The 22,071-nt window shown below is 72.2% G+C and carries 18 protein-coding genes; 14 read left to right on the top strand and 4 right to left on the bottom strand.

Going from position 1 to position 22,071, the window contains the following annotated elements; translation table 11 throughout:
* Positions 1-114: 114 nt before the first annotated feature.
* Positions 115-432, top strand: coding sequence for a hypothetical protein (locus tag ACWDX9_RS29220; RefSeq protein ID WP_449959462.1), 318 nt, complete (start codon positions 115-117; stop codon positions 430-432).
* Positions 433-447: 15 nt separating this feature from the next.
* Here the strand turns inward: ACWDX9_RS29220 and ACWDX9_RS29215 are convergent, their stop codons facing one another.
* The gene (locus ACWDX9_RS29215; RefSeq protein WP_449959464.1) at positions 448-2,520 is read right to left on the bottom strand and encodes a BTAD domain-containing putative transcriptional regulator; all 2,073 of its coding nucleotides are present in this window, start codon (positions 2,518-2,520) and stop codon (positions 448-450) included.
* Between the two features lie 520 nt (positions 2,521-3,040).
* Between ACWDX9_RS29215 and ACWDX9_RS29210 the strand changes: the two genes are divergently transcribed.
* From ACWDX9_RS29210 to ACWDX9_RS29195, 4 genes are all read left to right on the top strand, one after another.
* Complete coding sequence (locus ACWDX9_RS29210) at positions 3,041-3,913, top strand: alpha/beta fold hydrolase (RefSeq protein ID WP_449959460.1); 873 nt, start codon at positions 3,041-3,043, stop codon at positions 3,911-3,913.
* A 138-nt stretch (positions 3,914-4,051) separates the two neighbouring features.
* Complete coding sequence (locus tag ACWDX9_RS29205; RefSeq protein WP_449959458.1) at positions 4,052-5,248, top strand: cytochrome P450; 1,197 nt, start codon at positions 4,052-4,054, stop codon at positions 5,246-5,248.
* 22 nt (positions 5,249-5,270) lie between these two features.
* A complete protein-coding gene (locus tag ACWDX9_RS29200; RefSeq protein WP_449959456.1) occupies positions 5,271-5,879 on the top strand; it encodes a TetR/AcrR family transcriptional regulator in 609 nt (202 codons plus the stop codon).
* A gap of 51 nt (positions 5,880-5,930) precedes the next feature.
* Positions 5,931-7,352 carry a serine/threonine-protein kinase gene (locus ACWDX9_RS29195; RefSeq protein WP_449959454.1) on the top strand — a complete coding sequence of 474 codons (1,422 nt, stop codon included), beginning with the start codon at positions 5,931-5,933 and terminating at the stop codon, positions 7,350-7,352.
* Here ACWDX9_RS29195 and ACWDX9_RS29190 read toward each other — a convergent pair.
* Entirely contained in the window at positions 7,316-8,566 is a 1,251-nt protein-coding gene (locus ACWDX9_RS29190) for an alpha/beta hydrolase (RefSeq protein WP_449959452.1), read from the bottom strand. The two genes, ACWDX9_RS29195 and ACWDX9_RS29190, sit on opposite strands and share 37 nt — an antisense overlap.
* A gap of 105 nt (positions 8,567-8,671) precedes the next feature.
* On the opposite strand from ACWDX9_RS29190, the gene kstD reads away from it, so the two are divergent.
* The 3 genes from kstD to ACWDX9_RS29175 all read left to right on the top strand — a co-directional run bounded on the left by kstD (position 8,672) and on the right by ACWDX9_RS29175 (position 13,241).
* Entirely contained in the window at positions 8,672-10,429 is a 1,758-nt protein-coding gene (gene kstD, locus ACWDX9_RS29185) for a 3-oxosteroid 1-dehydrogenase (protein WP_449959450.1), read from the top strand.
* A 41-nt stretch (positions 10,430-10,470) separates the two neighbouring features.
* Positions 10,471-11,331, top strand: a complete 861-nt coding sequence (locus ACWDX9_RS29180) for an LLM class flavin-dependent oxidoreductase (RefSeq protein WP_449959448.1) — start codon at positions 10,471-10,473, stop codon at positions 11,329-11,331.
* Positions 11,332-11,402: 71 nt separating this feature from the next.
* On the top strand, positions 11,403-13,241 hold the full coding sequence (locus ACWDX9_RS29175; protein ID WP_449959446.1) for a serine hydrolase domain-containing protein: 1,839 nt from the start codon (positions 11,403-11,405) through the stop codon (positions 13,239-13,241).
* Between the two features lie 9 nt (positions 13,242-13,250).
* Here ACWDX9_RS29175 and ACWDX9_RS29170 read toward each other — a convergent pair whose 3' ends face one another.
* Both ACWDX9_RS29170 and ACWDX9_RS29165 read right to left on the bottom strand, forming a co-directional pair.
* Positions 13,251-14,000, bottom strand: coding sequence for a hypothetical protein (locus ACWDX9_RS29170; protein ID WP_449959444.1), 750 nt, complete (start codon positions 13,998-14,000; stop codon positions 13,251-13,253).
* A 218-nt stretch (positions 14,001-14,218) separates the two neighbouring features.
* Positions 14,219-15,793, bottom strand: coding sequence for an MDR family MFS transporter (locus tag ACWDX9_RS29165; RefSeq protein WP_449959442.1), 1,575 nt, complete (start codon positions 15,791-15,793; stop codon positions 14,219-14,221).
* A gap of 104 nt (positions 15,794-15,897) precedes the next feature.
* Here ACWDX9_RS29165 and ACWDX9_RS29160 point away from each other — a divergent pair, with 104 nt between their 5' ends.
* The 6 genes from ACWDX9_RS29160 (at position 15,898) to ACWDX9_RS29135 (ending at position 22,066) form a co-directional block, all read left to right on the top strand.
* A complete protein-coding gene (locus ACWDX9_RS29160; protein ID WP_449959440.1) occupies positions 15,898-16,479 on the top strand; it encodes a TetR/AcrR family transcriptional regulator in 582 nt (193 codons plus the stop codon).
* A 116-nt stretch (positions 16,480-16,595) separates the two neighbouring features.
* Entirely contained in the window at positions 16,596-17,441 is an 846-nt protein-coding gene (locus ACWDX9_RS29155; protein WP_449959438.1) for a shikimate dehydrogenase, read from the top strand.
* A gap of 9 nt (positions 17,442-17,450) precedes the next feature.
* Positions 17,451-19,190, top strand: coding sequence for a bifunctional sugar phosphate isomerase/epimerase/4-hydroxyphenylpyruvate dioxygenase family protein (locus tag ACWDX9_RS29150; protein ID WP_449959436.1), 1,740 nt, complete (start codon positions 17,451-17,453; stop codon positions 19,188-19,190).
* Positions 19,191-19,199: 9 nt separating this feature from the next.
* Positions 19,200-19,847 (top strand): TetR/AcrR family transcriptional regulator, encoded by a 648-nt coding sequence (locus ACWDX9_RS29145; protein WP_363968530.1) that lies wholly within the window; start codon positions 19,200-19,202, stop codon positions 19,845-19,847.
* 129 nt (positions 19,848-19,976) lie between these two features.
* The gene (locus ACWDX9_RS29140; RefSeq protein ID WP_449959434.1) at positions 19,977-21,293 is read left to right on the top strand and encodes an MFS transporter; all 1,317 of its coding nucleotides are present in this window, start codon (positions 19,977-19,979) and stop codon (positions 21,291-21,293) included.
* Positions 21,290-22,066: an N-acyl homoserine lactonase family protein gene (locus ACWDX9_RS29135; RefSeq protein ID WP_449959432.1), complete on the top strand. Its 777-nt coding sequence runs from the start codon at positions 21,290-21,292 to the stop codon at positions 22,064-22,066. Before ACWDX9_RS29140 ends, ACWDX9_RS29135 begins: the two co-directional genes overlap by 4 nt.
* Positions 22,067-22,071: the final 5 nt, after the last annotated feature.

The following is a 22,071-nucleotide window of genomic DNA, read 5'->3' as shown; positions in this document are numbered from 1 at the left end:
GTGGGGTCCTGGAGGTCGGTGATCTTCTCGACCTCCTTGAGGATGTACGGCTCGGGCAGCGTGAACGTGTCGCCGAAGCGGTGGTTGAAGCGCTGTCTGCACCATCTCCCGCTGGTGCCCACGCTTCGGGAACTGCGCGGCTGTCTAGCCCCGGGCGGTCGCCTCGTGGTCGTCGGCTGCTACCGCGAGGCGGGGCCCGCCGATCTGCTCGCCGCCCTGCCTGCCATGGTCGCCAACCCGATCATGGGGCTGGTCAAGCATCCTGCCCGTGCCGACGTGCCGCCCCCGCACATGACGGCGCCCACCGCCGTGGCGCAGGAGACCCTGGCCGACATCAGGGCCGCGGCCGCGCAGGAGTTGCCCGGCGCCCGGGTCCGGCGTCGCCTGTTCTGGCGGTACACCATGGTCTACGACGCCCCCGCCGGGGCCTGAGGGCTTGGGGAGCACTCAGCGGAGGAGATCGAGGTGCTGGGAGACCGGGCCCAGGGTGAGGAGGCCGCTGCCCGCTCCGGCCAGCTCCGCCGCCGCGGGTGCGAGTGCGGCGCGGGCGCGCGCCATGGTCTCCCTGTCGCCGACGGCCGCGGCGGCCCGCGCGACCAGGCACCACATGGCCTCCAGGAGCAGGTCGCGCGGCGGATCGGGTACGTCACGCAGCTTCGCCGCAGCCTCGCGGCGGTGTCCGAGCCTGAGCAGGACCAGCGGGCGCGTCCACGGCTCGTAGGGGCCGAAGTCGGCGCTGTCGTCGGCCGAGGTGGGTGAGGTGTGGCGCAGGCGCAGGCACAGAAGGGCGAGCGGCAGAAGACCGTGTTCCAGGCCGGGCATGCCGGCGCCGTCCAGGCGGGCGGCGGCGGATCGGTAGGCCGCCTCGACCTCCTGCGGCGGGGTCTGGCCGGTCGCGTCGAGGCGCAGCGCTCGATACCACTGGGTGAACACGCCCACCAGCGGCAGCTCGTGCCGCGCGGCCAGGTGATCGGCGGCGGTCGCGTGGGTGTCGGCTCCGGCGAAGTCCGCGAGCGCGCTGCGCGCCTGGAGGCGGATGAGGTGGCCCAGGACCTCGTAGGTGACCAGGCCGTGCCGGCCCGACAGCGCGATCAGCTCGGCGCCGATGGCGTCCCGGTCGGGCGCCAGGCCCGTACGGTGGAACGTCTGCATGAAGACGCCGTTGAGCGCGAACGCCAGCAGGCCCGGGTCGTCCAGGCGGCGGGCGAGCAGCTCCGCCTCCCGGGCGGCGATGGGGCCTCGTGCCGCGTTCGTGCCGCGGGACTCCAGGGCGATGGTGGCCAGCAGGCGGGCCCGCACCGCGTCACGGACCCCCAGCGGGGAACGTGCCCCGTCAGCGGGAGTGACGGCGCCGCCGCCCTGTGAGGCCGCGGTCGCGTGCTCCGGGAGCGGCGCCGTGCCCGCTGGGGTAGCGGTCATCCCCGCTGGGGTAGCGGCCGGGTCCGGTGGGAGGGTGGCGAGGGTACGTTCGGCGGCTGCGATCACGTGGCTCGCCTGGTCGGGGTCGTCGAGGCGGGTCCAGATCGCGGGTACGTCGTAGGCGCCGATGACGCGGGCCGTCAGCTCCACGTCCCCCAGTTCCTCGGCCGCCGCGATGGCCGCCACCCGGTGTTCGCGGGCCGCTCGCAGGCCACCGCCACCCGTCACCGCGAGGTCGCGCATCAGCCCCACCGTCGACTCCAGCCGGGCGCGCGCACCCGACGGCACGCTGCGGTCGTAGGCGGCGGCAGCCCGCGCCCACACCGTGTCCGCCGGGCCCTGACCGCCAGGGGCGAGGTGAGGGGCGTGGTGGAGGATGTCCGTCTCCAGGCGGCTCAACCCGGGACCGGGGTCCACGCCCAGGTGCTCGACCAGCAGCTCCCGCGCCCGGCGCAGCACCGCGAGCGCGTCGCCCTGGCGGCCGGTACGGTACAGCGCCAGAGCAAGCAGCCGCCAGCCCTCCTCCCGCCAAGGATGTTCGGCGACGTGCGCGTCCAGGTCGGGGACCGCCTCCCCGGCCAGTCCCAGGTCCAGGCGGGCTTCGGCCTGGCGTTCGACGGCGTGCAGCCGCAGCTCCGTCAGCCGGGAGCGTTCGGCACGGGCCCAGGGCTCGTCGGAGAAGTCGGCGTAGGCGGGCCCGCGCCACCATCCCAGCGCCTCCTCGAGGCGGGGGAGCACGTCAGCGGGTGACCCTGCGGCGGTGACCGCCCGTTCGAAGCGCCAGGCGTCCACCGCGTCCGGCTCCGCGCGCAACGCGTACCCCGGCCCCTCGGTGACCAGCAGCCGGGCCGGCGACCTGGGCGGGCGCTGCGGCTCCAGCGCCCGGCGCAGCGCCGCCACGAACGTGCGCAGCGCGCCCACCGCGTCCGGCGGCGGGTCCTCCCACAGGTCCGTCACCAGGTGGGCGACCGGTACGACGCGCCGCCGGGCGACGATGAGCCGGGCCAGCACCGCGCGATGGCGCGGCCCCTTCAAGGCGATCGGGTCCCCCGCATCGTCCCAGGCGGCCACCGGCCCCAGCACGCCGAACCTCACCTGCACTGCTCCCGTCACCCCCTCTGCCCCCCGATCGATCCTTCGGCCATCGCCAGCGTCCACGCTCGTGGCGGGCCTCCTTTTGCGCCTCGGCGCCGGGCGGGCGGGCAGGCGCCTGAGCGGGGCCCGGCCGCGCCAGCGGGTGGCCCGTCACCGGCCTTGCCCGTCACCGGCCTTGCCCGTCACCGGCCGTGTCCGCCGCCGGTCTCGGGTGCCGCCGGCCTCAGGCGCCGCAGTTCGATGCCCGATCCGATGCCCAATGCCCGTGCGGGCCGCTCCCGGGCTCCCGGTTGCGGACCTTCCCCGGGTACGGGCCCGGTCATGGCTCACTCCCGAGTACGGCAGTGCCGCACCAGGTAGGCGGACCATGCACAGCGGTGGTGCCAAGCCTCGCACACCGGTAGCGCCGCTCCACGCCGCTCAGCCGGCCTCAGGTCACGGTAGCGCGCTGATCGGATGCTCATTCACGCCCGGCACGCTGGAGCCCGCCCCCACCGGAACAAACTGACCGAAAGAGAGGGCCATCGTGGTCATCGAAGGGTTCACCTATCACCGCGTCCCCGTCGCAGACGGCGTGTCGCTCAGCGCGGCCGTCGCGGGGGAGGGCAGCCCGATCGTGCTGCTGCACGGCTTCCCGCAGACCCACCTCATGTGGCGGCACGTCGCCGCCGACCTGGCCGCCGACCACACGGTCATCTGCCCCGACCTGCGTGGTTACGGCGCCAGCGACAAACCCGCCGAGACCGGGCCCGGCACCTACGCCAAGCGGACCATGGCCGCCGACGTCGTGGCGCTGGCCCGGGCGTTCGGGCACGAGCGGTTCGCCCTGGCCGGGCACGACCGCGGCGCCCTGGTGGCCTTCCGCGCCGGGCTCGACCACCCGGCGGCGATCACCCACCTGGCCTGCCTGGACGTGCTACCGACCCTGGACATGTGGGACGTGATGCGCGGGGCGTCGGCGGCGGTCGGCTTCCACCTCTACCTGATGGCCCAGCCGCCCGGGCTGCCGGAGGCGATGATCGCGGCCTGCCCGGACGTGTTCTTCGGCCACTTCCTCGACACCTGGACGGGCGACGCGCGGGCGATCCCCGCCGAGGTACGTGCCGCGTACCTGGAGGCCTGCCGCGAGGCGATCCCCTCGATCGTGGCCGACTACCGCGCCTCGGCCGGCATCGACGCCGAGCACGACCGGGCCGACCGGGAGGCGGGCAGGCGCCTGGAGATGCCGGTGACGGTGCTGCAGCAGGACTGGGGCGCCGCCCTCGGCTACGACGCGGCGGCGCTGTGGCGGGCGTGGGCGCCTCGGCTGCGGCACGACACCGTCGGCCACGGCCACTTCATGGCCGAGGAGGCGCCTGCCGAGATCGCCAAGGCCCTGCGGGAACTGCTCACCCGCTGATACGAGGCCCTGGGTGAGCTGGACGCGACCACAACACCCGGACCGGCTCGACCCGCTGACCGGCTCCGCTCGCTCCGGGCCCGAAAGCAATAGACTTCTATCGTTTTCAGGCCACGGTCGATCCCCCGAGGAGCTGGCATGAGCGAGCCTGTAACCCTGCCCCTGTACATGCGCCGGAACGCGTTCGACCCGGATCCCGAGGTCGCGGTGGCGCGCGACAAGGACGGCGTCCGGCGGGAGAAGTCCCCGTTCGGCCTCGACGTCTGGATGGTCAGCCGCTTCGCCGACGTCAGGGAGGTGCTCGGGGACTCCGGGCGCTTCAGCAACGCCCAGCGCAACGTCTTCAGGGCCCCCGGCATGCCGAAGGTGAGCCCCGAGGAGATCGAGCGGTTCCGGGCGGGCAACCTGCTCGCCTTCGACCCTCCCGAGCACACCCGGCTGCGCCGGATGCTGACGCCCGAGTTCACCATGCGCAGGATGCGCCGCCTGGAGCCGCGCATCCGGGACATCGTCACCGAGCACCTGGACGCCATGGAGGCCGCCGGGCCGCCCGCCGACCTGGTCTCGGCCTTCGCCCTGCCGGTCCCGTCCCTGGTGATCTGCGAGCTGCTCGGCGTCCCGTACGCCGACCGGGGCGACTTCCAGCAACGTACGGGGAAGATACTCGACGTCTCGCTGCCCATCCAGGAGCGGGGCGCCGCCCAGCTCGAGTCGCGCGCCTACATGGCCGAGCTGGTCGCCCGCACCCGGGCCGAGCCGGGCGAGGACCTGCTCGGCATGCTCGTACGCGAACACGGCGACGACCTGAGCACCGACGAGCTGGCCGGCATCGCCTCGCTGCTCCTGCTGGCCGGCCACGAGACCACCTCCAACATGCTCGGCATCGGCACCCTGGCCCTGCTGCGCCACCCCGGACAGCTGGAGCTCCTCAGACGCGAGCCCGAGCGGATCAACGCCGCCGTGGAGGAGCTGCTGCGCTGGCTCAGCATCGTCCACACGGGCACGTTCAAGGTCGCCACCGCCGACACCGAGCTGGCCGGGCAGCCGATCGCGGCGGGCGACCTGGTGGTGTGCGCCCTGCCCGCGGCCAACCGCGACCCGTCCTACATCGCCGACCCCGACCGGCTCGACATCGGCCGCGGCGACATGGGGCACGTGGCCTTCGGCCACGGCGTGCACCACTGCCTGGGCGCGCCGCTGGCCAGGATGGAGATGCAGATCGCCTTCCCCGCCCTCTTCGAGCGCTTCCCCGGACTGCGCGAGGCCGGGGAGCCGGCCGAGTTCCGCGCCTTCAACGTGGTGTACGGGCTGCGCTCGTTCCCGGTGGCCTGGTGACCGGCTGCTAACGTGACGGATCGTGCACGAGCAGGGACGGCGAGCCGACGCGCTACGTAACTCAGACAAGATCGTCCGGGCCGCGATCGCGAGTCTGCGTGAGAGCGGCCCGGCGCTGTCCCTCGACGAGATCGCCCGGCGCGCCGGGATCGGGATCGCGACCGTCTACCGGAGGTTCGGCGACCGGGACGGGGTGATCAGGGCCGCGTTCCAGACGTACTTCGCCGAGGAGATCGAACCGCTCGCCCTGGCCGCGCGCGACGCCGACGACGCCGGGAGCGCGCTGACCGAGGCGCTGGCGGCCACCGTGGACACCCTGGCCGCCCACCACGGGCTGCTGCGGGCGGCCCGGGAGTCGGGCGCGTTCACGGTCGACATCGCCGAGCGGTTCATGGGGCCGCTGGGCGCCGTGCTGGCCAGGGCGCAGCGGGAGGGGCGGGTGCGGGCGGACCTGATGGTGCGCGACCTGGCGGCGATCGTCGTGATGGCCCTGGCGACCGTGCATCCCAGCGACCCCGAGCACGCCGATCCGCGCCGCTACCTGGCCCTGCTGCTGTCCGGCGTGCGGCCGTCGCCCGACGAGCTGCCCGTCCCCGTCTGCCCGTCCGCACACCTCCGAAAGCCTCACTGAGGGTAGGGGGATAGGTCGAACGAGGGTGTTCTCGTGCGGGAGTATGGGGCGATGGATCCTGTACGGGATGGCGACCCTCGGCGGATAGGGCCGTACCGGCTGATCGGGCAGTTGGGCAGCGGCGGGATGGGCCGGGTCTTCCTGGGCCGCTCCCGCGGCGGCCGGGCGGTCGCGGTGAAGGTGGTGCACGCCGAACTGGCCGGCGACGCGGAGTTCCGGCGCCGGTTCGCCGCCGAGGTCGAGGCGGCCCGCCGGGTCGGCGGCTTCTACACCGCCGAGGTGGTCGACGCCGACGCCGATGCCGACCCGCCCTGGCTGGCCACCGCCTACATCCCCGGCCCCTCCCTGGCCGAGGCCGTCACAAGGCACGGGCCGCTGCCGCCCGCGGCGGTCCGGGTGCTGGGGGCGGGCCTGGCCGAGGGGCTGGCCGCGATCCACTCGACGGGCCTGGTCCACCGCGATCTCACCCACCGCAACGTGATCCTCGCCGACGACGGGCCGCGCGTCATCGACTTCGGCATCGCCAAGGCCCTCGACACCGTGCACTTCTCGACGCGCGTCATCGGCACGCCCGGATTCATGTCCCCCGAGCAGGCCCGGGCCGGCCAGATCGGCCCGGAGAGCGATGTGTTCTCCCTCGGCTGCGTGCTCGCCTACGCCGCCACCGGCACCGGACCGTTCGGCGGCGGCAGGGCCGACCTGGTCGTCTACCGGGTCGTCCACGAAGAGCCCGACCTCGGCGGCGTCCCCGCCGACCTCGTGCCCCTGCTGCGTGCCTGCCTGGCCAAGACCCCGGCCGACCGGCCCCGGCTGGATGACGTCCTCGACCGGCTGGAGGGGCCGGACGCCGCCACCCACTGGCTCCCGCCGGACGTCACCGCCATGATCACCGAACGGGGCACGGCGATCCGCACCCTGGCCCGGCCCGGCGACCCCGAACCGCCGGAGCCCCCTGCGCGGGACGCCGGCGAGGCGGAACGCCCGGCGGCGGCGACCGAGCCCGGTGGTGGCACCGCGACCGCCGCGGCGACGCTGGCGCTGCTGAGCCTTCCGGGGCTGCTGGCCATGATCTCCCAGGCCGCCGCTCTCCTCATCGACCCCGGTCCGCCGGTCTGGTTGATGCTCATGAACCTGATGGTGGGCGTGGCAGAGGCGGTCGTGCTCGCGACGGGAGCGCTGCTGCTGTTCCGGCGCCACGAGGCCGGGCGCTGGATGATCGCGGCGACCGGTGGCGCGGTGGCTCTGCACGGCATGAGCGCCAGCGTGCAGTACCTGCTGACGGGTGGGCGGCTGACGCTGGAGACGCCCGTCTCCGTGCTCATCTTCGTCATCGCCCCGCTGACCGCCTTGGCGGCCGCCGGCGCCATGCTCATGGCCCTGCTCCCGTCCACCGGCCGCTGGTGCCTGCGCCCAAGCCGGGCGGAAGGTCCGGCGCGTCAGGCGTTGGGGCAGCGGGGCGGGGCCGTGCCGTAGGCGTACTGGAGGAAGTCGGTCAGCATCGCGGGCCAGGAGTTCCAGTCGTGGCCGCCCGTGCCGTAGCAGTAGCGGTGGCCGACGCCCAGGCCGGTCAGGGTCTGGTCGAAGACGCTCGCGTACGAGCCGAGGATGGCCTCGTTCACCGAGAGGGCCTCGGTGTTCGCCGGGGACGTGGTGCTGTAGGCGCACTCCGCGGGCGCGGGGCCGTGGCCGTCGCCGAGGATGTACTGGCCCGACGGGTCGCGTGGCAGCGACTGGCAGCCGCCCGCGTACAGGCCGAGCCTGCCGCTGAAGGGCGCGTACTTGCCCTGCGTCACGAGCACCGCGGGATTGGCGGCGGGCCAGTCGAGGTCTCCGGAGGCGCTGGTGGTGTGCGGTCCGAACAGGGTGTCCAGCCGGTAGACGAGCTGTTGCCGCTGGTCGAGCACGGGCAGCCGGCCGTCGTACTTGTTGACCCGGTACGGCCCCGGGTCCAGCACGGTGATCGCGGCCCCGGACTGCCACATCGAGTCGGAGACCGTCCGCTGGGCGGGCTTGCCGCGCAGGTCGATGCCCGGCGAGAAGGCGCCGATCACGGAGAACACGTCGGGGTGCGCGGCGGCGTACTTCAGCGTGCCGAACCCGCCCATCGACAGCCCCGCCAGGCCCCGCCCCGACCGGTTGGCGATCGTGTTGAAGTTGGCGTCGATCCACGGGATGAGCTGCGAGATGTGGTACGTCTCCCACTTCGGCGCGAAATATCCGTCCGTACGCCCGGCCCAGTCGCTGTACCAGCCGGTCATGCCACCGGTCGGCATCACCACGATCCCGTCGTACGGGTGGCCGGGCGTGGTGCGGATCAGGGACACGAGGTCGGTCTTGGTCGTCCACTCGTCGTAGTTGTCGCCGCCGCCGTTGATGAGGTACAGGGAGCGGTAGCGGGTGCTCCTGGCGGGGTCGTACCCCGGGGGCAGGTAGACGCGCACGCTGATCTCGTGGGCGAGCGGGTCGATCGCGGGGGTGCCGCCGGCCGCCTGGAAGATCGCCGTCGAGGTCATGACGACGTCGCGCAGCTCGGAGCCGTCGTTCTGGAGATGTCGCTCGACCCGCACGCAGGTGATGCCGTGGCCGTCCGGCTGGGGGAGCGTGGTCGAGCACGTCTCGGCGTACGCCGTCGTCGCCGGCGCCACGAGCGCCGCGGCGAACAGGAGCACGGCGGCCAATCGTCGCATCGCATCTCCTCTGCGGACCGTCCCGATCATGGCACCAGGCTTCGGCGGCGGCGTCAACACCCGGCCGCATTGACAGTGAAAACAACCAAGCGCATGCTTGCCGTCATGGTCGAATCCAGCCTCACCCCCCAGGGCCAGAGCCGGCGCGCCCTGTTACGCGGGGCCGCCGTGGCGGGCGGCGCAATGGTCGCGGGCGCCGCGCTCGGCAGCGCGCCGGCCCGTGCCGAGGTCGAGTACGACGTCGTGGTGGTCGGCGCCGGAGCCGCCGGGATGACCGCGGCGCTGACGGCGGCCAAACGCGGGCTGCGTACCGTCGTGGTGGAGAAGGCCCCGACGTTCGGGGGCTCGGCCGCCCGATCGGGCGCGGGCATCTGGATCCCGTGCAACGAGGTCATCCTCGCCGCCGGAGTCCAGGACACCCCGGCCAAGGCCGCCGCCTACCTGGCCCGCGTCGTCGGCGACACCGTGCCGATCGAGCGGCAGCGGGCCTTCCTGTCGGCCGGGCCGGCGATGATCTCGTTCGTGATGCGCAACAGCCCGCTGCGCTTCCGGTTCATGGAGGGCTACTCCGACTACTATCCGGAGTTCACCGGCGGCATGCCGAACGGGCGCTCCATCGAGCCCGCCCAGCTCGACGGCAACATCCTCGGCGCCGAGCTGGCCCACCTGAACGGCCCGTACATCCAGACTCCCGCGGGCCTGGTGGTCTACAGCGCCGACTACAAGTGGCTGACGCTCGCCGCCGTCAACGCCAAGGGCCTCGAGGTGAGCGCCGCGTGCCTGCTGCGCGGCACCGAGGCCGCGCTGCGCGGCGAGAAACCGCTGACCATGGGCCAGTCCCTGGCCGCCGGCCTGCGCGCGGGGCTGCTCTCGGCCGGCGTGCCGGTGCTGCTGAACACCCCGCTGCTCGACCTCAAGGTCGAGTCCGGCCGCGTCACCGGCGTCGTCACGCCCGGCGGCCTGGTCAGGGCCAAGCGCGGCGTGATCGTCGGCTCGGGCGGGTTCGAGCACAGCGCGGCCATGCGCACGGAGTTCCAGCGCCAGCCCATCGGCACGAGCTGGACCGTCGGCGCCAAGGAGAACACCGGCGACGGCATCGAGGCCGGCGAACGGGTCGGCGCCGCGCTGGACCTGATGGACGACGCCTGGTGGGGCCCGGCCATCCCGCTGCCCGGCCAGCCGTACTTCTGCCTGGCCGAACGCACCCTGCCGGGCTGCCTGCTGGTCAACGGAAACGGCGTGCGCTTCGTCAACGAGGGCGCCCCCTACAGCGACGTCGTCCACGTCATGTACGACCGCAACAGCGCGTCCGCGCCGCACATCCCCGCCTGGCTCATCGTCGACCAGAACTACCGCAACAAGTACCTGTTCCGGGACGTCGCGCCGCTGCTGCCGCTGCCCGACGAATGGTTCGCCGGCGGCGCCGCGTTCAAGGCGTGGACGATCGAGCAGCTGGCCCAGAAGATCGGCGTCCCGCAGGCGGCGCTGCGCGGCACCGTCGACCGCTTCAACGGGTTCGCCGCGACCGGCAAGGACCTCGACTTCCACCGCGGCGACAGCGCCTACGACCGCTACTACGCCGACCCGCTGGTCAAGCCGAACCCGTGCCTCGCGCCGCTGTGGCTGCCGCCCTTCTACGCGTTCAAGATCGTCCCAGGGGACCTCGGCACCAAGGGCGGGATGCGCACCGACGCCCGGTCGCGCGTGCTGCGGGCCGACGGGTCGGTCATCCCCGGCCTGTACGCCGCCGGCAACGCCAGCGGAGCCGTCATGGGCCACAGCTACGCCGGCTCCGGCTCGACCATCGGCCCCGCCATGACCTTCGGGTACGTGGCCGCCAACGACATCGCCGACTCGCCTTAAAACGATTGCCGTCCCCCGCCGCGGGCCAGCAGCATGGCGGGATGCACTTCTCGATCAACATTCCGAACTTCGGCGACTTCGCCGACCCCAGGACCGTCGCCTCGGTGGCCGTCGCCGCGGAACAGGCGGGCTGGGACGCGCTGTTCGTCTGGGATCACGTCGTCCACGTCAAGAGCAGGCGCCGGGCGTTCGGCGACCCCTGGATGCTGCTGACGGCGGCGGCGCTGGCGACCACCCGGATCAGGCTCGGCACCCTGGTCACCCCGGTCGCCCGGCGCCGGCCGCAGCAGCTGGCCCGCCAGGTCGCCACGCTCGACGCGCTCAGCGGCGGCCGGGTGATCTTCGGCGCGGGCCTGGGCGGGCCGATCGAGGACGAGTACGGCAGCTTCGGCGAGCCCACCGACCCGGTCGCCCTCGCCGAGCTCCTCGACGAGGGCCTGGACCTGCTCGCGCGCTACTGGAGCGGCGAGCCGGTCACCCATCACGGGCGGCACTTCCGGGCCGAGGACGTGACCCTGCTGCCGCCGACCGTGCAGCGCCCCCGCCCGCCGGTATGGGTCGCCGGGTTCTGGCCCAACCGCAGGCCGATGCGCCGGGCCGCGCGCTGGGACGGCGCCGTCCCGCTGTTCGGGCCGGGCTCGCACGGATACGGGCCGCCCGTCGACCAGGTTCGGGAGCTGGCCGCGTACGTACGTGAGCAGCGCGAGGACGACGGCCCCTTCGAGCTCGTCGTCGGCGGTATCAGCCCCACCGACGCCGCCCAGGCCCGGGACCTGCTCGGCCCGCTCATGGACGCCGGCGCCACCTGGTGGGACGAGCGCCAGCCGATCGACGGCGCCGACCTGGACCGGCTCGCGCCCGTGCTGCGCCGCATCGAGCAGGGTCCGCCCACCGTGGGGTGATTCGAGGAGTGTCTGCGGTCTGCCATGATTCAAACGCAGTTGGTGACCATTGCCCCCTGAGGAGTTCCCCCTTGGACCGCAGACATTTCCTCACCCTGACCGGCGCGGCAGGCCTGGCGGCCGTGGACTTCGCCCGGCCGGCGCTGGCGGCGGGCTACCCGTTCGCCGACGCGGGGGTTCCCGATGAGCTGCATGCCAAGATGGGGGAGCTGGCGCCGTACGGCGTCACCACGGTTGCGTTCACGCCGTCCGGCGGCTGGGTGATCGTCACCCAGGACGGCCGTTATTTCGCCCGCGGCGTGCCCGACGCGTGTTTCGCCGAGCTCGGAAAGATGGTCAAGGCCGGGGCGAAGATCCACTGCGTGGCCTTCCCACCGGAGGGCGGCGACCGCTGGGTGATCACGAGTGACAAGGGGATGGCGGCGCGCGGCCTGCCCGAGGCGTGCCACCAGCGCGTCAGCGACTCCTACACCGCCGGTCGGCAGGTCGTCCACGTCGCGTTCCCGCCGGCCGGCGGCGACCGCTGGGCGGTGGCCGACACCACGGGCTTCTACGCCCGGGGCGTCGACGACGAGTGCTACCAGATGATGCGCAACCTGACGCAGGGCGGGCGCCGCCTGACCGGCGTCGCCTTCCCCAAGGGCGGCGGATGGGTGGTCGTGGCGCAGGACGAGTTCCACGCGCGCGCCATCGACGACGCCTGCTTCAAGAAGCTGAACGAGCTGGCCGCCGGCGGCTGGCAGCTGCACAACGTCGCCTTCTCCGCGGCCGGCGGCTGGGTGGCGAGCACGCGCGGCAAGGTGCCCGCGCTGCCCGCCGACCGGGTGCGGCAGGTCGAGAACGCGGTGGGCGGCGCGACCATCTGGCAGCGGATGAACGCGTGGAAGACGCCCGGGGTGGCCGTCGCGGTGGTGGTCGGCAACAAGATCGCCTGGTCCACCGGGTACGGCTGGCTGGAGGCCGGCAGCGGCGCCGCCGCGCACCCCGAGACCGCCTTCCAGGCCGCCTCCATCAGCAAGGCCGTGGCCGCGGTCGGCGTCATGCGGCTGACGCAGACGCTCAAGCTGCCCCTGACCGGCGACATCCGGCCCCACCTGGGCTGGACCCTGCCGCGCCGCTCCTGCGTCACCTCGACGGCGGTGCCGACCATCGACCGCGTGCTCACGCACCGGGCCGGCCTCATCGGCCGCGGCTCCACCTCCCCGGCCGACGCCTGCACCGGCTTCGACACCGGCGGCGGCGGCTTCGCCGGTTACGGCCCCGGCGCGACCGTGCCCACGCTGCTGCAGGTCATGAACGGCGAGGGCAACTCGCCGAAGATCGAGCTCACCACCGCCCCGGGGGCCGAGTTCCACTACTCCGGCGCCGGGTTCGTGCTGGCGCAGCGGATGGTGGAGCAGAAGAGCGGGCTGTCGCTGGCGTCGTACATGGACAAGGAGGTGTTCGGGCCGCTCGGCATGAAGAACAGCTCCTACGCGCTGTCACCGGGCTTCGAGCTGGCCGCCGGCCACACCGCCACCGGCACGGTGATCTCCGGCAAGCGCAACCGCTACCCGGAGGCGGCCGCCGCCGGCCTCTACACGAACGTCCTCGACCTGTGCCGCCTGGTGTCCTACCTCAACAAGGCGTGGACCGCCTCCGGCGACATCGCCGGGCCGCTCACCAAGGCCTCGGTCCGCACGCTGCTCACCGCGGGGCCCGAGCCCACCATGGGGCGGGGCTTCTTCATCGCCGGCTCCGGGACGAAGAACTTCTCCTACACCCATGACGGCTCCAACTACGGCTTCAAGTCCGTGTTCAAGGGTTATCCGGAGCTCGGGGCCGGGTACGCGATCCTGGCCAACGGCAACAACATGGGCCTGGTCAACGAGATCGCCGCCGCGGTCCGCTCGGTCTACGGCTGGGCCTGACCCGGGTCTTCAGCGACTCTTGGGGCAGGACTGCTTCGTCGCAACGTTCAAGGTCTCGAGCCTGATCGAACCGTCGGCCGGCAGGGCGATGGCCCGGGCCCCGGCAGTGGTGCCCCAGCAGACGGACACGACGAAGTATTGCCCGTTGGACTCGATCAGGAGGCGCGGACCGGTGTACTTGTAGCGGAACTCCGCATTCGGGTCCGTGAGCGGGATCTCCCTGATGTCCGGGTCCTCCAGATTGAGCCGCTGCGGCGCGTAGACCACCACTCCCACCAGCTGTTCCGGGCGTTCCTTTAGGCCCTTGGCGTCCGCCTCTCCCACTTGCCTCGCGCGGTCGTCCACCTGGGCCGCGCCGAGGTCCAGGAGGAGCGACTGGACCAAGAGCGGCGGACCCCAGCTTTTCAGCCAATGGCAGATGGCCGCCAGGAACGCCAGGATGCTGACGGCTCCGAGCACGGCGAGTGCCGCGCCGGTCCACACCGTGGCGGTGCGATGCCACGTGGTGAAACGGATCAGTAGGTCGTTCGCGAAGGGCGCCGCCAGGATCAGCACGAGGAGCACCAGCAGGGACAGCATCGCCGGCTCGTCGGCCACGTGGACGCTGCGTAGCACGTAATCCTGGGCGGTGAAGCTCAGCATGCTGGTGTTGACCCCGAGTTTCGCGTACATGCTGTTGAGGCGGACCGACCCGAAATACATCAGGACCGACGCGATCAAGGTGGTCGGCGCGACGATCTGGGCGAGGAGGCGGCCCACGCGGGCGAGATCCTGGCCCGACCCGCTGCCGTCGCTCCCGGACGGGTCCATGGTGCTATGCCCGGGACGGCGGGGGAGCCCCGCCGTCGCCGTCCCGTCGTCTCTCCACTGGGGCCTCCTCCCGATCCGGCGCGGTCTCCTCATACCGCGCCGGGATCCGTCCCACTCCGGAGCGACCCGCCGCTGACCATGAACTGGCGAATGCTTGCCGTCGCAGGTCAGGCGTTGGCCGGGGCCTCCTCCTTGGCGGGCTCGGGCAGGTCCAGGCTGTCGCGGAGCCTGGCCGGCTTGAGGAAGGCCGCGGCGATGAGGCCGACGACGGCGATCGCGGCCGAGATGAGGAAGATGTGGCCGGTGGCGTCGCCGTACGCGGACCTGACGATCAGCTTGATCGGCTCGGGCAGCGCGGCGAGGTTGAGGCTGCCGCCCGCCGCCTGCCCGCCCGCCGGGATGCCGGCCCTGGCCAGGCCCTCGGCGATGTTGGACGCCACCCGGTTGGCCAGGACGGCGCCGAGCACCGACACGCCGACGGTGCCGCCGAGCGAGCGGAAGAACGTGATCGCGCCGCTGGCCGCGCCGATCTCGCGCAGCGGGACGGTGTTCTGGATGACGAGGACGAGGTTCTGCATCGACATGCCCACGCCGACGCCCACGGCCAGCATGTACGCGGAGATCAGCACCATCGAGGTCTGGTGGTCGATCGTGGCCAGCCCGGCGAAGCCCAGCGTCAGGACGACCAGGCCGGCCAGGATGTACGGCTTGGTCTGGCCGCTCCTGGAGACCATCCGGCCGCTGATCGTCGAGGAGAGCAGCACGCCGGCCATCATCGGGATGGTCAGCAGGCCCGCGGCGGTCGGGCCGTACCCGCGCCCGATCTGGAAGTACTGGCCCAGGAAGACCGAGCCGCCGAACATCGCCATGCCGACCGCGAGGCTGGCCAGGATGGCCAGGGCGGGGGTGCGCCTGCTGATGACGTGCAGCGGCACGACCGGCTCCGTGACCCGGGACTCGACCCAGGTGGCCAGGGCGAGCAGGAGCACGCCGCCGCCCGCCATGGCCGCGGTCTGCCAGGACAGCCAGTCGAACTCGTTGCCGACGAAGGTGACCCAGATGAGCAGGACGCTGACGCCGGCGGCGATGAGGGTGGCTCCCCAGTAGTCGATGCTCACGCCCGAGCGCCGTACGGTCGTCACGCGCAGGGTCTTGGTCAGCAGCGCGAAGGCGACGACGGTGAACGGCACGGCGATGAAGAAGCACCAGCGCCAGCCCAGCCAGGAGGTGTCGGAGATGAGGCCGCCGAGCAGCGGGCCGCCGACGGTGGCCACGGCCATGACCGCGCCGAGGTAGCCGTTGTAGCGGCCGCGCTCCTTGGGAGTGATCATCGCGGCGATGATCACCTGCGTGAGGATCTGCAGGGCTCCCATGCCCAGGCCCTGGATCGCGCGGAAGGCGATGAGCTGCCCGGTGTTCTGGGCGAAACCGCAGGCCAGCGAGCTGACCATGAAGATCACGATGGAGATCTGGAGGAGCAGCTTCTTGTTGAACAGGTCGGCCAGCTTGCCCCAGATGGGGGTGGAGGCGGTCGAGGCCAGCAGGGAGGCCGTGACCACCCACGTGTACTGCGACTGGCTGCCGTCGAGCGCGCCGATGATCTGGGGGAGCGCGACCGAGACGACCGTGCCGCTGATCATGGCGACGAAGAGGACGAGCAACAGGCCGCTGAGGGCCTCCAGAACCTGGCGGTGGGCCATCGGCTCCGCCGCCGGCGACGGCGCCGCCGTCTGTGCGCTCATGCGCGAACCTCCAAATGAGTACGTGGGACCGGGACACCATACATGCTCAATGGGAAACTTTGCGCACTGGGCATCTATTCCCGCCGGGTAAGCTTGCCTGCGTCATGGACAGCACAATGGGGTTGCGCGAGCGCAAGAAGGCCGAGACCCGCAGAGCGGTGCACGAGGCCACGCTGCGGCTGGCGATCGAGCACGGCCTGGACAACGTCACGGTCGAGGCCATCGCCGACGCCGCCAACATCTCGCGCCGGACGTTCTCCAACTACTTCGACGGCAAGGAGGAGGCGCTGCTCTACGGCGACGAGCAGCGCCTGCTCGAACTGGTGCGGCGGGTGCGCGAGCAGCCGCCCGAGCTGTCGGCGTGGCGGGCGCTGCGCAGCGCGCTCGACATCTTCGAGGTCGAGACCGTCGCCCCCGACCGGGAGTGGCAGGTGCGCACGAGGCTGGTCATGCGCCATCCCTCGCTGCTGGCCAGTCAGCTGGCCAGCCGGATGCGCCTGGAGCGGGAGCTGTGCGCGGCGGTGGCCGGGCGCGAGCAGGCCGGAGGCGTCGGTCCCGAGGTGATCGCCGCCGCCTTCCTGGTCGCGATGCGCATCGCCACGCAGAAGTGGCTCGACGACGAGACCCGGACGATGCGGGAGGTCACGGAAGAGGTGCTGGACCAGATGGCCCAGCCGTTCGCCTGACCCCTCTGGGGTCGGGGACGGGCCGGTGGCGGCCCTCGTCTAGCCAGCTAACTCACTAGTACGTACATTAGGAGGCGTCCAACGCACCTGTCCCATCCGCCGGAGAGGAAGAACTGATGGCCTCGTTCCTGACCGGGCTGGTCGGCTCGGGCATCGGCCCCTCGCTCAGCCCGCCGCTGCACGAGCGGGAGGCCGTCCACCACGGGCTGCACTACGTCTACCGCCTGCTCGACACCGACGTGCTCGGGCTCGACGTGGGGGAGCTGGTACGCACCGCGCGCCGCTTCGGCTACGACGGGCTCAACATCACCCACCCGTGCAAGCAGAGCGTCATCCCGCACCTGGACGACCTGTCGCCGGACGCCCGCATGCTCGGCGCCGTCAACACCGTCGTGTTCGACGGCGAGCGCGCCATCGGGCACAACACGGACTGGACGGGGTTCGCCGAGTCGTTCGCCCGCGGCCTGCCCGACGCGCCAACCCGCCGGATCGTGCAGCTCGGCGCGGGCGGCGCGGGGGCGGCGGTCGGGCACGCGCTGCTCACCCTGGGCGCCGACCGGGTCACGATCGCCGACGCCGACCCCGGCCGGGCGGTGCGGCTGGCGGCGGAGCTGAGCTCCCGGTTCGGCGCCGGCCGGGCCCGCGCCGCCACCCGGGACGAGCTGCCCGGACTGCTCGCCGAGGCGGACGGGCTGGCACACGCCACACCCACCGGCATGGCCCACCACCCGGGGCTGCCGCTGCCCGCGGCGCTGCTGCGCCCCGGCCTGTGGGTGGCCGACATCGTGTACCGGCCGCTGGAGACGGAGCTGCTCAAGCAGGCCCGGGCGGCGGGCTGCCGGACGCTGGACGGCGGCGGCATGGTCGTCTTCCAGGCCGCGCACGCCTTCCGCCTGTTCACCGGCCGCGAACCCGACACCGAGCGCATGCTCGCCCACCTGACCGACCTGGTGACCGTCTGAGGAGAAGTCATGCGCAAGTCCATCGCCACCGTGTCGGTGAGCGGCACGCTGACCGAGAAGCTGGACGCCATCGCCGCCGCCGGGTTCGACGGCGTGGAGATCTTCGAGAACGACCTGCTGGTCTGCCCGCTGCCGCCCGAGGAGATCCGGGCCCGCGCCGCGGACCTGGGGCTCTCCATCGACCTCTACCAGCCCTTCCGCGACTTCGAGGCCGTGCCCGCCGACCTGCTGGCCCGCAACCTGCGCCGCGCCGAGCACAAGTTCCGGACCATGGAGCGGCTGGGCGCCGACCTGCTGCTGGTCTGCTCCAACGTCTCGCCGGAGGCGATCGGCGACGACGAGCTGGCCGCCTCCCAGCTGCGGTTGCTCGCCGAACGGGCCGCCGATCACGGGATCCGCATCGCCTACGAGGCGCTGGCCTGGGGCCGGCACGTCAACGAGTACCTGCACGCCTGGCGCCTGGTGCGCATGGCCGACCACCCGAACCTGGGCACCTGCCTGGACAGCTTCCACATCCTCTCGCGCGGCTCCGACCCGATCGGCATCGAGGCGATCCCCGGCGAGAAGATCTTCTTCCTCCAGCTCGCCGACGCGCCGCTGCCGGCCATGGACGTGCTGCAGTGGAGCCGCCATTACCGCTGCTTCCCCGGCCAGGGCAACTTCGACGTGGCGGGGCTGGTGCGGCACGTCCTCGACGCGGGATACACCGGCCCGCTCTCGCTGGAGGTCTTCAACGACCACTTCCGCCAGGCCGGCACCGCCCGCACGGCACGCGACGGCATGCGCTCGCTCATCGCCCTGGAGGACGCCCTGTACGGGGCCGCGCATCCGGCCGTCCCCACCGGGTTCGCCTTCGCGGAGCTGGCGGCCCCTGAAGCGCTCGGTGGAGTGCTGAGCGCGCTCGGCTTCCAACGCACTGGGACACATCCCACCAAACCCGTCGAGCTGTGGGAGCAGGGCGGCGCGCGGCTGCTGCTGAACGCCGCGGGCGGGGACCCCGCTCTGGTCGCCATCGGGCTGGACAGCCCCGACCCCGGCGCGGCGGTCAAGCACGCCGAGTCGCTGCTGTCGCCGGTCCTGCCGCGCGAGCGCGCGCCCAGGGAGGCGCGCCTGGACGCCGTCGCCGCCCCCGACGGCACCGAGATCTTCTTCTGCGACACGGCCTGGCTCGACGACTTCGACCCCGCGCGGCCGCTCTCTGGGCCGGTCGCCGGGGAGATCACCCGCATCGACCACGTGGCCCTCACCCAGCCGTTCCACTACTTCGACGAGGCCGAGCTGTTCTACCGCACCGTGCTCGGCCTGCGGCCCCAGGAGAGCCTGGAGCTGCCCGACCCGTACGGGCTGCTGCGCAGCAAGGCGATGTCGGCCGCCGAGGGCGCGGTCCGGATGGTCATCAACCTCACCCAGGTCGGCGCCCGGGACCTGCCGTGGCAGCACGTCGCGCTCGCCTGCGACGACGTCGTGGCCGTCGCCCGCCGCCTGCGGGCCGAGCATCCGGACCTGCTGCTGCCCATCCCCGCCAACTACTACGACGACCTGGAGGCCCGCCACGACAACGTCGACCCCGAGCTCAGGGAGCTGGGCGTGCTGTACGACCGGGACGCCCACGGCGAGTTCCTGCACCTGTACACCGTCACCGTGGGCCGCGTCTTCTTCGAGCTCGTCCAGCGCACGGGCGGCTACCAGGGGTACGGCGCCGGGAACGCCCCGATCCGGCTCTCCGTGCAGCACGCCGGACCTCACTAAGATGACCGAATGACCACGCAACCCGTCGCCTCCGAACGCCAGCGGGACGCCGAGCGCACCAAGGCGGAGATCCTCAAGGTCGCCCAGCAGGAGTTCGCCCGGCACGGGTACGCGGGCGCGCGCGTGGACGAGATCGCCGAGCGCATGCGCACGACCAAGCGCATGATCTACTACTACTTCGGCAGCAAGGAGCGCCTCTACATCGCGGTCCTGGAGAAGGCCTACACCGAGGTCCGGGCGATGGAGCGGACGATCGACGTCGAGCACCTGGCCCCGGTGGAGGCGATCCGCACCCTGGCGGAGCTGACCTTCGACCACCACGACCTGCACCGCGACTTCATCAAGCTCGTCGCCATCGAGAACGTCCACCAGGCCGAGCACATCCGCAAGTCCGAGGTGCTGGCCAACCTCGGCACGCCGGTGCTCGACGTCATCTCGCGCATCCTGGACGCGGGGCAGGCCTCGGGCGAGTTCGTGACCGACGCCGACGCGATCGACGTGCACATGATGATCAGCTCGTTCTGCTTCTTCCGGGTGGCCAACCAGCACACGTTCGGGGCGCTGTTCGGGCGCGACATGACGGCGCCGGAGCACCGCGACCGGCTGCGCCGGATGGTGGGCGAGATGGTCGTCGCCTACCTCCGCGGCCCTGCTTGATCACTGGGCCTGATCCCTGGGCCTGATCCCTGGGCCTGAGCGCCGATTGCCAGGTAACCGATTGGCAACACCCTTGTAATGTACGAACCGGTGAGTTAGTTTCCTGCCACTGCGCTATGCCATTCCCCCGTGAGGAGCATAATCGTGACGGTGCAGGGCAAACCTCGCAAAGCGGCTATAGCTGCATGGATCGGTAGTGCCTTGGAGTACTACGACTTCTTCATCTACGGCACCGCGGCCGCGCTCGTCTTCAGCAAGATCTTCTTTCCGTCCAGCTCGCCCGCCACGGGTACGCTCCTGGCCCTGGCCACCTTCGGCGTCGGCTATCTGGCCAGGCCGGTCGGCGCGTTCGTGCTCGGGCACGTGGGCGACAAGTTCGGCCGCAAGAAGGTCCTGGTCACCACGCTGGTCATGATGGGCGCCTCGACGTTCCTGGTGGGCTGCCTGCCCACGTACGACCAGGTCGGCGTGCTCGCCCCGGTCCTGCTCGTGCTCCTGCGCCTGCTGCAGGGCTTCTCCGTCTCCGGCGAGCAGGCCGGCGCCAACTCGATGACGCTCGAGCACGCCCCCGACAACCGCCGGGCCTACTACACCAGCTTCACGCTCAACGGCACCCAGGCCGGGCAGATCATCGCCACCGCGATCTTCCTGCCGATCGCCGCGCTGCCCGAGGACCAGCTGCTGAGCTGGGGCTGGCGGGTGCCGTTCTGGCTGAGCATCGGGGTGGCCGCCGTCGGGCTGGTCATCCGCCGCACGCTGGAGGAGACGCCCGCCTTCGAGCAGGAGGTCGCCACCAACAACGTGGCCAGGATGCCGCTGGCCGTGCTCTTCCGCGAGCAGCGGGGGGACGTGCTGCGCGTGGTCGTGGCCGCGGTCATCGCCTCGGTGAGCACGATCTTCACCGTCCACGCGCTGTCGTACGCCGTCAACACCATGCACCTGGAACGCGGCCCCATGCTGTGGGTCGGCGTGCTGGCCAACGTCGCCGCGGTGATCACGATCCCGCTGTGGGGGCGGCTGTCGGACCGGATCGGCCGCAAGCCGGTCTTCATCGGCGGCTCGCTGGGCTGCGCGGCGCTGATGTTCGCCTACCTGTGGTCGATCTCCGTCGAAAGCTACCCCCTGATCTTCGTCGTGGGCATCCTGATGTTCGGCATCGTGCACAGCGCCACCAGCGGCGTCTGGCCGTCGTTCTACGGTGAGATGTTCACCACCCGGGTCCGCCTGTCGGGCATGGCGATCGGCACCCAGATCGGCTTCGCGATCGCCGGCTTCGCGCCGACCGTGGCCACGGCGCTGGCGGGCACCGGCCCGGACAGCTGGCTGGGCGTGTCGGTCATCACCGCCGTCGTGTGCCTGGTCAACGTGGCCGCCGTGGCCACCGCCCGGGAGACCTACCGCGTCCCCACCGAGCAGCTCGGGCTCAAGGAACCGGTGCGGGTGTGACCGGTTTCCGCGTGTACGCCCTGCGCTACGCCGAGCGCGACGCCCGGCGTGGCGAGCACTTCCACGGCTACGACACCCGGGGTGCCGAGCCGCACCCCACCGCGTACTACGTCTGGCTGGCCGTCGACGACGAGCACACGGTCGTCATCGACACCGGCATCGCCCGGGCCTGCGCCGAACGGGCCGCGGGGCTGCGCTACCTGGCCTCACCGGTCGATGCGCTGGCCCGGCTGGGCGTGGCGGCGGACGCCGTCGATCACGTGGTGCTGACCCACCTGCACTACGACCACACCGGCACCGCCGGCGAGTTCACCTCCGCCCGCTACGTCCTGCAGCGGGCCGAACTGGACTACTGGACGGGGCCCTGGGCCGAGCGCGTCACGGGGGAGCGCTGGCTGCTGAACGACGACGACCTCGCCCACCTCCAGGCCGCCCGCCGGGACGGCCGCGTGTCCCTGCTCGACGGCGACGCGACCGTGGTGCCCGGCCTGAGCGTGCACCTGGTCGGCGGCCACACGGCCGGCATGCAGGTGGTACGCGTGCGCACCGCCCGCGGCCACGTCGTGCTGGCCTCCGACGCGAGCCACTTCTACGAGAACATCGAGGGCGACCGGCCGTTCCCGATCCTGCACAGCATGACCGGCATGTACGGCGCCTTCGACCGGATCAACGAGCTGGCCGACGGGCCCCATCTGGTGGTCGCCGGCCACGATCCGGAGGTGCTCAAGCGCTTCCCCCTGCTGGAACCGGACATCGCGGAGATCGCCGGCTGACCCAC

It is taken from the genome of Nonomuraea sp. NPDC003201, from assembly GCF_053590415.1.
This window is presented reverse-complemented; position numbering and strand designations above follow the sequence as displayed.